Here is a 485-nt window from a genome sequence, read left to right on the forward strand (position 1 = left end):
GTTGTTAATTATGTTTGAAATTGTTATTAAATGTTGGTCTTCAATTTTAATATATGGTTGCGTTATTCCTGTGTATTCGTTAGAGTCTTTAAAGTAAATGCCTAAAATAGTGTTACCTTCTTTATTTTTGTATGTGTTTGAATTACTTATTTTGCTATATGGGATTTTATGAATTATATCGTCAAGTTTTCCCCAGCCTGAAGTTTCTTCCAAAAATGCAATTATTAATTCTTCTTCAGTGAAATTGTATATTATTCTGTGTGTTCTGCTTGAGGTTAAAAAATCACCTTCCGTAACTAGTGTATTGTAAAAAAGTAAAATAGAATCTTTAACAGGATTTGTTTTTGTTTTATTTCCAATAATGGAAAGGTGGGTCTCGTGAATTTCTTTTATATTCTGAAAAGTAAAGAATATTTTTAGATCTTTTTTCTCGAGATTTCTGACAAATGCTTCTATGTTGGTACGATTGTCCATGATGATTTAAT

The 485-nt window shown here is 28.0% G+C and carries 1 protein-coding gene; it reads right to left on the bottom strand.

Going from position 1 to position 485, the window contains the following annotated elements; all coding sequences use genetic code 11:
* Positions 1–474: hypothetical protein (locus B0E43_RS23770; RefSeq protein WP_217349125.1), on the bottom strand; the 474-nt coding region annotated here is incomplete at its 3' end.
* Between the last annotated feature and the right edge of the window lie 11 nt (positions 475–485).

The sequence above is a fragment of the Algoriphagus sp. A40 genome, assembly GCF_002002735.1.
GTDB lineage: Bacteria > Bacteroidota > Bacteroidia > Cytophagales > Cyclobacteriaceae > Algoriphagus.